Source organism: Carboxylicivirga sp. M1479 (assembly GCF_007097485.1).
GTDB lineage: Bacteria > Bacteroidota > Bacteroidia > Bacteroidales > Marinilabiliaceae > Carboxylicivirga.
Genome location: NZ_VKDE01000115.1, coordinates 1 through 281, shown reverse-complemented (window position 1 = coordinate 281; position 281 = coordinate 1). Strand labels below are relative to the sequence as shown.

General features: G+C 41.3%; 1 rRNA gene. It reads left to right on the top strand.

The annotated features are described in order from the left end of the window. Window positions 1-91: 91 nt before the first annotated feature. Window positions 92-281, top strand: a 23S ribosomal RNA gene (locus FNN09_RS20985); the annotation flags it as partial.

The following is a 281-nucleotide window of genomic DNA, read 5'->3' as shown; positions in this document are numbered from 1 at the left end:
AGAATAGAGCCTTAGGAACTGAAAAGCTAAAAGATCTTTGACATATTGGCAACACAAAATAAAATCATAAACACCAACTAGGTGTGTGTAAAAGAAAGTAGATAAGGGCGTACGGGGAATGCCTAGGCTCTCAGAGGCGATGAAAGACGTGATAAGCTGCGATAAGCTACGGGGAAGTGCAAATAACTATTAATCCGTAGATTTCTGAATGGGGCAACCCACTATGTTGAAGACATAGTATCTAGCAATAGAGGCAAACCCGGGGAACTGAAACATCTAAG